Source organism: Photorhabdus antumapuensis, from assembly GCF_020387775.1.
GTDB lineage: Bacteria > Pseudomonadota > Gammaproteobacteria > Enterobacterales > Enterobacteriaceae > Photorhabdus > Photorhabdus antumapuensis.
Genome location: NZ_JAHZMK010000056.1, coordinates 19,317 through 28,889 on the forward strand (window position 1 = coordinate 19,317; position 9,573 = coordinate 28,889).

A 9,573-nucleotide genomic window follows, 5' to 3' on the forward strand; every position below is an offset into this window, starting at 1 on the left:
AGTCTGTTTGAACAAGCGCTAATATTGCGCCGTCATTATTTACCGAATGAGAATGATAATAAGGACAATTTAGCCCGTGCAATTTGGCTGGATAATCGTTATTGGGAAAATATGCGGATCGCAACCGCGAATGGTATTGCATTGGCATTAAAGGGTGAACCATGAGGCAATTAGATTTTACATTGAGCCTAATTGATAAACTGACACAACCGCTTGCCAGTGCGAAAGCGGCTGTTTCTGGGTTTGCCAAAGTATCACAAACAGCGTTTGAAAAAATTGCCGTCGGCGGCGCAGGGTTAGTGGGGACGTTCTGGTCAATTAAGGGAGTGCTTGATCCGGCTATTCAATGGGATGATGCGATGACAGAAGCATCACTTCAAGGGGTCGATAGTGGTGCGATGGCAAAAGTGGCTGCGGATGCCATGAAATTCAGTTCACTGTATGGCAAATCCTCTATTGAATTTGTGCAATCAACTGTGGAAATCAGTAAGAAGATGAGCGAACTGTCACAAAATGACTTACCGCAGATGACTCACATTGCCAATATCACCGCTGCTGCCCTGAAATCCAGCGCAACAGAGACGGCCAAATATATGGGGCAGATGTTTTCGAATTTCTCCAGCCATGCCAAAGCCGTGGGAAATATTCAATTTGCTGAGGAACTGGTGGGAAAAGCTATCATCATGTCGAAAACATTTGGCACCAGTCTGGATGAAATCGCGGATTTGATGGAGGGGGCACGTGCAGCCGGAACGCATTTCGGGGTAGGCATTGATGAACAATTGGCGGTATTGGGAGAATTGCACCGTGCATTGGGTACAGAGTCCAGTAGTGTTTATGAATCGTTTTTGACCGATGCCGTTGAGGGAGCGAAGAAACTCAGTATCAGCTTTGTTAATGCGTCCGGTCATATGCTAACCCTGCCGGAAATGCTGGAAAAGCTACAGGCCAAATATGGCAAGAACATTGAGGGCAACCTCAAGGCACAAAAGGAAATTGAGGAGGCGTTTGGCGATTCTGCCATTGTCGTAAAACAATTGTATGGCAATGTGGATAGACTGCGTAAGACTATTTCGGCATTAGGGGCCAATGATGGCCTGAAACGTGCTCGCGAAATGGCCGAGCGGATGGCGAACCCGTGGGAACGGTTACACGCTATTTGGCAGAATATCCGTATCGCCGTAGGTTTAACATTGCTCCCGGTGATCTCTTCACTGGTCAATAGGCTTGCCAATGCCGGTCAATTACTGGGGCGCTGGCTGAAATTATTTCCGAATATCGCCCGCTGGGTTGGTTATATCACTATCGGTATTCTGAGTTTTGCCGCTGCGGGGGCTGCCGCCAATATCGTGATGGGCGTGTCTAAATTTATCTGGATTGGCCTTAAGGGGATTTGGACCGCCTGTACGTTGAGCTTAAAATTGGGCGCGGCGGCAGTATGGCTCTATAACGCTGCCATTATCGTATGGAACGTTACGCTAAGAGTTTTGCGGGGTGTTCTGTTGGCTGTCAGGATTGCGGCAATGTCGGCGGGTGTCTCTTTCACCTTTATGAGCTGGCCGATACTGCTGATTATTGCCGTTATCGCTTTGCTTGCTTACGGCATTTATAAGCTGATCCAGCATTGGGACGAAATTAAAGCCACCATGATGAACACCACGGCATTTAAGATGGTGGCGGCTTATGTGCAATGGGTCGGCGGGATATTCAGTGCGGTCTGGGATGGGATCGCGGAGGGTTGGAATAATCTGTGTGACGGGTTTAGCCGTTTTTCACTGGCGGATACTTTTTCGGGCATTGTGGAGAGTATCGGTAATATTTTCGGCGGCTTATGGGATTGGCTGATGAAATCGTTTTCCGACAGCTACCATTGGATTATCGATAAATTAAATGGTATTCCCGGTATCAATATTGAAACCCCGGCCATTGAAAAAACAGTTGCTGAACCCATGGGAAAAGCGACAGTTCCTGGTATGGGCGTAGGGGACAGTCCCCCAAAATTGATGACCCAATCCAAGGGTATTTTTCAGGGGCAACCTCAAGCCATGATCCAGCCTGTGCAAGCGATTAAACCGCCAGAAAACGGGAGTGTATTAACGGGCGGGAAAAAGCAGGGTATCGGCAAAAATGGCCTGATAAAAGGGATAACAACCCATTCACAGATCCTCAATGATAACAGCCGCCGCATTGAAAATGTGACGCTGAATATTTCCAACGGCATGACACCTGAGCAATTAACAGAATGGGAGCACGTGGCATATGGATGAGCCGAAATATATTGATTTGTTAATTAACGAGTGCAATTTCGTGCTCAATTCAGGGAATGAACCGCGTTTCTGCAATAACCGTGTTTCTATCGGTCAGGATTGTGTACACGCCATTATTGAAAGTGGTCTGGCAACGAAACTTATTGCCGAACGCAGTCCAACACTACGGGTAGACATTCGCACACAGATAGAAATTCTGGTCGAAGACGACGAGCGAATTATTCCAGGGACGATCATCATTAATGAAGAATCACCGACTAAATTATGGATATTCGCCGAAACTTACGAGTTTGGCCGTATCAACGTGAGCGTGGGCAATGGAAACTAAACCGACGATTGATTACGAAAAGGTGTTACATGATGGCGGGATGCCGACCACCGAGGCCGAAATCAGCGCCGCCTTTGCTAAAGTTGTGGATGAGGCAGGGCTTGTCACCAACACGTCGAAAATGTCTCCGTTTTGGCGGCTGATTAACACCCTAGTGACGCGCCCTGTGTTGTGGCTGAAAGAGGCATTAATTAATGTCACCCTGAAAAATATGTATCTGACAACCACATCGGGGGCGTGGCTGGATATGTTCGCGTGGGGGGTAAACCTTATACGTAAGCCCGCTACGGCGGCACAGGGAGTTATCCGCTTCTATAAATCCGCAGGGGTATCAGTGGTCACTGTGCCGATGGGAACGATTATCCAGACCGAGCGCATTAATGGCGAAATCTATCGCGTCAGCACCACGGAAAGCGTGGTCATTGCGGAGGGGGTCACCAGTGCCTTACTGCCTGTAATCGCAGAGACCGCAGGGGGAGCATTCAACCTTGCGCCCGGCTATTTTCGTCTCTTGCCCGTGTCCGTATCCGGTATTGAAAGCGTGCAAAATGAGGAAGGTTGGTTATTGACACCCGGCGCAGATGCGGAATCTGACGATGATTTGCGTGATCGTTGCCGGAATCAATATAACCTTGTGGGTAACTATCACACGGACGCCGTTTACCGCGGCATGATTGCCAGTGTTGTAGGCTTAAGTATCGACCGCATTTTTTTCCTGCATGATGCGCCTCGTGGCGCCGGAACGGCAAACGCCTATTTGTTACTGGATTCGGGCGTCATCAGCCAGCCCTTTATTGACGTAGTGAACGATTACATCACCCATCGGGGACATCATGGGCATGGTGATGATATGCAGTGTTTACCGCTGCCGGAAACACATCACGCGCTGACGGTGACGCTATTTGTCGAGAACGTGGCGAACTACAGCCAGGAACAAATCGTCGCTTTGAAAATGGATGTAGGAAACCTTATCCGCTGTGCTTTTCGGGAAAATACCGAATATCACGTGAAAAAAACTTGGCCGTACTCCCGATTTTCTTTTTCGAACTTAGGGCGTGAAATTCACCGTGAATTTACCGACATTGAATCTTTGTCATTTTCATTGGATGACATTCTCAGTGATTTGAGTGTACCCAGACTGCAATCGCTGTCAGTTGAGGTGAAGCATGTCTGAATTTAAGGAGCGGCTAACACGGCTGGCGCTGCCCTCATGGATGGATAAGGGGGAACCTGCCAAATTGCTCCGTGCTGCGCGGGCATTCTGGCTGACAATGTCTGCCTGGCTGAAATGGCCGTTAGCCCAACTGGAAGCGGAGACGTGTTCAGAATCGCTATTATCAGTTTTGGCCTATCAGCGGGATATTCACCGATTTAATGGTGAGCCAATGGAATTGTTTCGCAAACGGGTAACATTTGCCTTTATTAACGCCAGAGAGGCGGGCAGTGTCGCGGGATTTATCGCTATCTTTGAACGTTTAGGTGTCGGTCATGTTGAAGTACTGGAACGTCAGCCAGGGATAGATTGGGATGTGATTATTTTGCGGATCAGTGACGGTCAAATAGCCGAGTATCCTGATTTGCTGATGAACATTATTCGTCAGTATGGCCGTACTTGCCGTCGCTACCGTTTTGAAGTGGTGGCGAATAACAAACTGTTTATGTGTGTGGGCAGTTTGAGCGCGGAATATTGCTGTCATTACGCGGTCATGTCCTCGCCGTCCCTGCGATTAAAAGTGGGTTACATGTCGGGCGAGTCCGTTTTTGATTGCGCCAGTTTAAAGGAGATTACTGCACCGAGTATGACCTACGGTGCATCATTATAAGGAAATAATATGGCATCAGTGATTACCGTAGACTTTGAAAAATGGAAAGCGCAGCAAGCTGCGGCGGGAAAGCCCGTGGTTTTGGATGAGTTTGTTTTTGCTTATGTGCCGGATTTAGATCCCACTCTTGCCATTAATCGCGATGAGAAATTACCCGCCGAAAGTCATATTGTACATCGTCAGGCTGTGAACAAAACAGGGTTAGCGAGCGAAAACGCTGTAGCCTACAGTGTTACATTGGGAACGGAAGCCGGTCATTTTGATTTTAACTGGATTGGCCTGATAAATAAGGCTTCTGGCATTATTGGCATGATTACCCATGTCCCAACTCAGAAAAAAATTAAGACCGCTAATGGATTACAGGGAAATGTACTCACCCGCTCTTTCTTGCTGGAGTTTGACGGGGCAGCTAAAGAGACGGCTATCACGACCACGGCGGAAACCTGGCAGATTGATTTTACCGCCCGTCTGTCTGGCATCGATGAAATGCAGCGCCTGATTAATACCGACAGTTACGGCGAAGCGGCGTTTTTCGGTGATGGGTTTTCCGTGGTTCGCAGTGGTGACCAATACACGGTAAAAAAAGGACTGGCTTATGTCGGCGGGTTGCGGGGTGAATTGGTGTTTGACCAAATGCTTAACCGCCTGCGCGGTACCCGCGTTTATGCGGATTTTAGCTATCAAGGCAATTTGGTCAGCCAGTGGAAAACCGTCGTTCATATCGTCGCAGACAATGATCTTAAAAACTACATCGATGCGGCAGGGTATCCGCATTATGTCTTTGCGGTCGCGGGTGTTGATGGTCGCGGTGATGTAATGGATTTGCGCATTAAAGGGTCATTGAATGACCGTGATATTTCCGCTATTCATCAAGAGATTGATAGCGTGAAACGGGAATATGCGACTCAGCAGGCATTGGAAAGCGGTCTGCATGGGAAACAGTCGAAAGGGGACTATGCCACTAATGCAGCATTAACCGTTGTCAGCGAAAACGCCAATAGTCGCCTGGCTAAAAACCAGAACGGCGCAGATATTCCCAGTAAGAATGAATTTGTCAAAAACATAGGCTTAGTGGAAACCGTCGAACGGGCAATGAATGCTGTCCCTAATGACAGGAAAATTAACGGGAAATCGCTATCGTCTGATATCAGTTTGATGGCGGGTGATGTTGGAGCCTATCACCAGACTACCTATATGACTGAGCTACCGGGCAGGCATTATTCAGGGCCGTTTTCTTGTGGTCGGGAAAATGGATGGGCCAAAGGGGTGAGTATCGGAGTAGGGGGTGACACGGGGCAAATTTGGATTGATGCCGATGCACAGTTGCACACCCGATTTCTCAACGCTAACGGTGCCGTAGAGCAAAAGATGGCGATAGGTATCCCTATTGGCGCCACTATCGAATGGCATTCGGCTGCGCCGATACCCGCCGGATATGAACCCAATGAGGGACGATCATTCCGTGCGGCAGATTATCCTGAGCTTGCCAAAATTTTTCCCGACCTGAAATTACCCGATGACAGAGGCTTATTTAAGCGTGGTCTGGATAGAGGACGCGGTTTAGATTCCGGTCGTTCGTTAGGGAGTGTTCAGGGGGACGCGATCAGAAATATCACGGGATCATTAGGTAATCCCACTATTGAGAGCGGGAGCAACGCGTCTGGGGCATTCAGCTACCGGTATAAGGCAGGCGGTCGAGCAGCCGGTGCCGGTGGTGGGGTGATTTCATGGACATTTGACGCGTCGAGAGTGGTCCCGACAGCAAATGAAAACCGACCGGTTAACAAATCAGTGATTTATATTACGAGGGTAAAGTAATGGCTAAATACAGTGCAGATATTCAAATGGCCCGGTTTGATGATGATGGGTTAGCCATTGTTAGCGGATGGGTGGCGGTTTATCGTTGTCATCCTGAAACACGGGAATATATTGGGGCCGATATGGATCGGGTGCCACGAGGTTTTTCTGTTGCCGCTAATGCGTATCTGGATGCGCCCGAATTACCTGACACCTATGACGTTGCGATTTGTCGTAGTGTAGATGAAAAATCCTGGCGACATGTGCCTGACTATCGGGGTAAAACGGCGTATGCAACCGATACAGGCCGGCCGATCAATATTACCGCCATCGGCGTGTTGCCAGATAATCTCACCCTGCAATCACCCCAAACTCCCTTTGATAAGTGGGAGAATAAGCAATGGGTAACAGATAAATCAGCCCTAAAATCTCATCAAATTGAACAGGCTGAGCAGCAGAAAATCTCTCTACAGCAGCAGGCAGATGCGGCAATTAAGCCTTTACAGGATGCCATTGATCTGGATATCGCCACTGATACCGAAAAATCAGTACTCGTAGAATGGAAAAAATATCGTGTGCGGGTGAACCGGGTAGATCTTTCAACTGCCCCCGGTATCAACTGGCCTGAGCAACCCGCGTGATGAACTGGCAACGGAAAATGATGCGCATCTCCCCGAATATGACGGGGATGCATTGCTCGATGCTATCCGTCCATCCGTTCGTATACGGCATCGGACATAAAACGGACAGCGGTCGCTATCTGAGTCCGGCAAACGCCATCAATTATCTGGCAAATAAAATCAGGGGTGCTGGAAACATAAGCGCCGTTGTACTCATGATCTGCGCGAAGACGCATAATGAATTTATACAACATTTAACCCAATTTTCAGCGGTGTTGCCGTTGCCTGTATTTTCTCAGGTCACCCGTATGGCAAAGACAGCGGAATGTCTGGCGATCACCAAAATGCAATTGCCTGGGAGATCGGGGGGCGGTTTGCCTCTGCCTCAACCGTTTTCAACATCGACCAGCCGCCTGGCCGTGAATGCGCAATTGGTTGCGCAGGCGAAGGCACAGGCCAGTGTGAGCAATAGTATTGCGGGATTGAAATCGCAATTAACACACTTCACCACGGCAAGACAGAACGCCTTACAACAAGTCACTGCCGCCCTGAATGGCGTCAGAGACAAATCGGCGGGTGTCTGGGTATTCTCAGAGAAAGGGAATGGTGCATTTCTGGCCGAAAAATTGCGTCAGGATATCCCCGAACAGGACGCCGTTTATACGCTGGCGACACTATTTACCGCGGACGATATTAGCGCATTAGAAAGGATGCTACACAATGAGCCAAATTATCACACTCGCCCTTGATGGTGAGGCCATGCCATTAAAAAGTCTGACTGTAACCCCATCGGTGATGTTTCAGGACACAGACCAAAGCGGCCAGTCATCCAGTACCGCCGTGGCGGAGCAAGGCATTAAGCCTAAAGAGTTGCGCATTACGGGGATCATCCCATTTACTGAACAAAAAACGTTGTCACGCCTATTTGCCCTGGCGGAAGCGAAAGACGGCGGCAGCCTAAAACGCTACCGTGTCGCCAACCTTACCGCGCAGGCCATCAATTTTCGTATTGGGACATTCACCCATACTATTGATGCCAGCAAAATCGACGGTAAACAGGCATGGCAGGTCACATTTACTTTACGTGAACATTTCTCTGTTGCTGAAAAACGGGACGCCCGCACTGCCGATAATATTCAGGCCAAAAAGCAAACCGGTCAGGGTGCAGGCGCAGCAAAAGAAGCGCCGGAAAAATTAAGCTGGTTTGAAAGAAAAGTATTGAAACCGATTAATGACAAAATAGGACCAGCCAAATAATGACACCGATTAACTGGCTCTATCTTTCCGGTGATGAAGTTCACCTGGTTGATGCCAATATTATGCTGGAACTGTCATCCTGTGGCCGTGGCTTTATCACGGCGGAAACGACAACTGATTACACTGGAAAATTGGTGCGGCTGGATGTCGGTTACACGGATTTAGTGTTGCGCTGGTTCACGGGCTATGTGGAACGTTCACAGCCAGCCCAGAACGGTTATCAGCGTCTTTTTGTACGTGAATTGGTTAGCGTGTTTGATCGATTGTGGCCGTGTTCATTTCAGCATCCAACCCTGAGCCAGATTGTGGACTGGTTGCAGGAGCACAGCGGACTCACCTTCACATTGCCGGCTGCCCCTTATACGGAGACACCCATCCCGCATTTTACCCATCATGGCACGGGCTATCAGTTGCTGGCTAATCTTGGTCAGGTTTTTTCGATTGAGGATTATATCTGGTATCAGTTGCCGGATGGCTCGGTTTATGTCGGCAGTGGGGCGCATTCGATGTTTGCGGGGAAACATGTGGAAATCCCCAATGAGTTTAGCCAGCGCCAGACGGCGGGTAATGCCATGACTATTCCCATGATCCCATCGTTGCGTCCGGGTGTGGTAGTCAATCAGCACCGGCTGAACAAAGTTAATCTGAACAATGAAAATATGGTCATTACATGGGAAGCCGTCAACGAATTGACCGGTCAGTCTCAGACCAGAACGCCCATTCAGCGCCAGATTGATGCCGCCTACCCCGAATTGTCGGCAGGGCTGCACTTACCCAAATTCGCCCGCATTGAGGCTCACACTGAAAGCACGGTTAGCGGTGATATTTCCAATCCATTCCGGCCGCGTTATGCCGTTGATGTTCAATTGTTAGATAATGATGGTCAGGATGCCGCTGTCCCTGTTTACCACGCTGTCCCGCTGCCTTTGCCGATGGCGGGCAGTGAATCCGGTATGTTTCAATATCCGCCAGTCGGAACGGTGGTTGAAATTGCTTTTGAGGCAGGCCGGCCGGACAAGCCCTTTATCCGGCAGACATTAAGCCAGGGCAATACTTTGCCGGATATCAAGCCCGGCGAACAATTGCAGCAGCAGCGGGCGGAAGTTTCGCAGCGCGTCACGCAGGAGGGGAGTTGGATTCGTCAGACTGACCAGACCATTAACGAATCGTCTATGCACCGTGAGGTCAGGGCAGACACGGAAACACGCACGGTAGTCGCACGGGAAACCACGATACAGGCCACGGATAAGACCACGGTTTTGGGCACGTCTGCGCTGTTGGCGGGTGCTGTCCAGCAAATCGTAGACGGTGACTATAGTATGGCGACATCATCAAATTTCGTTGCCAGTGTAGGGAAAGAGGCCAATATCGAAATCGGGCAAATGCTGATAGAGAAAATTGGCCTGCTTAAGCAGAGCATCGCCGGAGCCCGGCAAGAAATCGTCGCGCCAGTGGTCTGGGTGGGCAGCCAGCAAATCAAC

The 9,573-nt window shown here is 49.4% G+C and carries 10 protein-coding genes; all 10 read left to right on the forward strand.

Annotated features, from left to right (window positions below):
- Positions 1 to 24: 24 nt before the first annotated feature.
- Positions 25 to 165, forward strand: coding sequence for a DUF6890 family protein (locus KZ793_RS20190; RefSeq protein WP_157975293.1), 141 nt, complete (start codon positions 25 to 27; stop codon positions 163 to 165).
- Positions 162 to 2,267 (forward strand): phage tail tape measure protein, encoded by a 2,106-nt coding sequence (locus tag KZ793_RS20195; protein WP_225816954.1) that lies wholly within the window; start codon positions 162 to 164, stop codon positions 2,265 to 2,267. Before KZ793_RS20190 ends, KZ793_RS20195 begins: the two co-directional genes overlap by 4 nt.
- Positions 2,260 to 2,595 (forward strand): DUF2590 family protein, encoded by a 336-nt coding sequence (locus tag KZ793_RS20200; protein WP_225816955.1) that lies wholly within the window; start codon positions 2,260 to 2,262, stop codon positions 2,593 to 2,595. The genes KZ793_RS20195 and KZ793_RS20200 overlap by 8 nt, the downstream gene beginning before the upstream one ends.
- Positions 2,585 to 3,769 carry a baseplate J/gp47 family protein gene (locus KZ793_RS20205; protein ID WP_225816956.1) on the forward strand — a complete coding sequence of 395 codons (1,185 nt, stop codon included), beginning with the start codon at positions 2,585 to 2,587 and terminating at the stop codon, positions 3,767 to 3,769. The genes KZ793_RS20200 and KZ793_RS20205 overlap by 11 nt, the downstream gene beginning before the upstream one ends.
- A complete protein-coding gene (locus KZ793_RS20210) occupies positions 3,762 to 4,418 on the forward strand; it encodes a phage tail protein (RefSeq protein WP_225816957.1) in 657 nt (218 codons plus the stop codon). The genes KZ793_RS20205 and KZ793_RS20210 overlap by 8 nt, the downstream gene beginning before the upstream one ends.
- Before the next feature lie 9 nt (positions 4,419 to 4,427).
- Positions 4,428 to 6,236 (forward strand): phage tail-collar fiber domain-containing protein, encoded by a 1,809-nt coding sequence (locus KZ793_RS20215; protein ID WP_225816958.1) that lies wholly within the window; start codon positions 4,428 to 4,430, stop codon positions 6,234 to 6,236.
- Positions 6,236 to 6,856, forward strand: coding sequence for a tail fiber assembly protein (locus KZ793_RS20220; protein ID WP_225816959.1), 621 nt, complete (start codon positions 6,236 to 6,238; stop codon positions 6,854 to 6,856). Before KZ793_RS20215 ends, KZ793_RS20220 begins: the two co-directional genes overlap by 1 nt.
- On the forward strand, positions 6,856 to 7,584 hold the full coding sequence (locus tag KZ793_RS20225) for a hypothetical protein (RefSeq protein ID WP_225816960.1): 729 nt from the start codon (positions 6,856 to 6,858) through the stop codon (positions 7,582 to 7,584). The genes KZ793_RS20220 and KZ793_RS20225 overlap by 1 nt, the downstream gene beginning before the upstream one ends.
- Positions 7,556 to 8,092: a baseplate complex protein gene (locus KZ793_RS20230; protein WP_225816961.1), complete on the forward strand. Its 537-nt coding sequence runs from the start codon at positions 7,556 to 7,558 to the stop codon at positions 8,090 to 8,092. Before KZ793_RS20225 ends, KZ793_RS20230 begins: the two co-directional genes overlap by 29 nt.
- A partial coding sequence (locus KZ793_RS20235; RefSeq protein ID WP_225816962.1) for a phage baseplate assembly protein V occupies positions 8,092 to 9,573 on the forward strand: 1,482 nt, incomplete at its 3' end. The genes KZ793_RS20230 and KZ793_RS20235, both read left to right, overlap by 1 nt.

Bases quoted from the DNA above. Each gene is read 5' to 3' on its own strand.
- KZ793_RS20215 (WP_225816958.1), top strand. From the start codon at position 4,428: ATGGCATCAGTGATTACCGTAGACTTTGAAAAATGGAAAGCGCAGCAA.
- KZ793_RS20230 (WP_225816961.1), top strand. From the start codon at position 7,556: ATGAGCCAAATTATCACACTCGCCCTTGATGGTGAGGCCATGCCATTA.
- KZ793_RS20210 (WP_225816957.1), top strand. From the start codon at position 3,762: ATGTCTGAATTTAAGGAGCGGCTAACACGGCTGGCGCTGCCCTCATGG.
- KZ793_RS20220 (WP_225816959.1), top strand. From the start codon at position 6,236: ATGGCTAAATACAGTGCAGATATTCAAATGGCCCGGTTTGATGATGAT.
- KZ793_RS20205 (WP_225816956.1), top strand. From the start codon at position 2,585: ATGGAAACTAAACCGACGATTGATTACGAAAAGGTGTTACATGATGGC.
- KZ793_RS20195 (WP_225816954.1), top strand. From the start codon at position 162: ATGAGGCAATTAGATTTTACATTGAGCCTAATTGATAAACTGACACAA.
- KZ793_RS20225 (WP_225816960.1), top strand. From the start codon at position 6,856: ATGAACTGGCAACGGAAAATGATGCGCATCTCCCCGAATATGACGGGG.
- KZ793_RS20200 (WP_225816955.1), top strand. From the start codon at position 2,260: ATGGATGAGCCGAAATATATTGATTTGTTAATTAACGAGTGCAATTTC.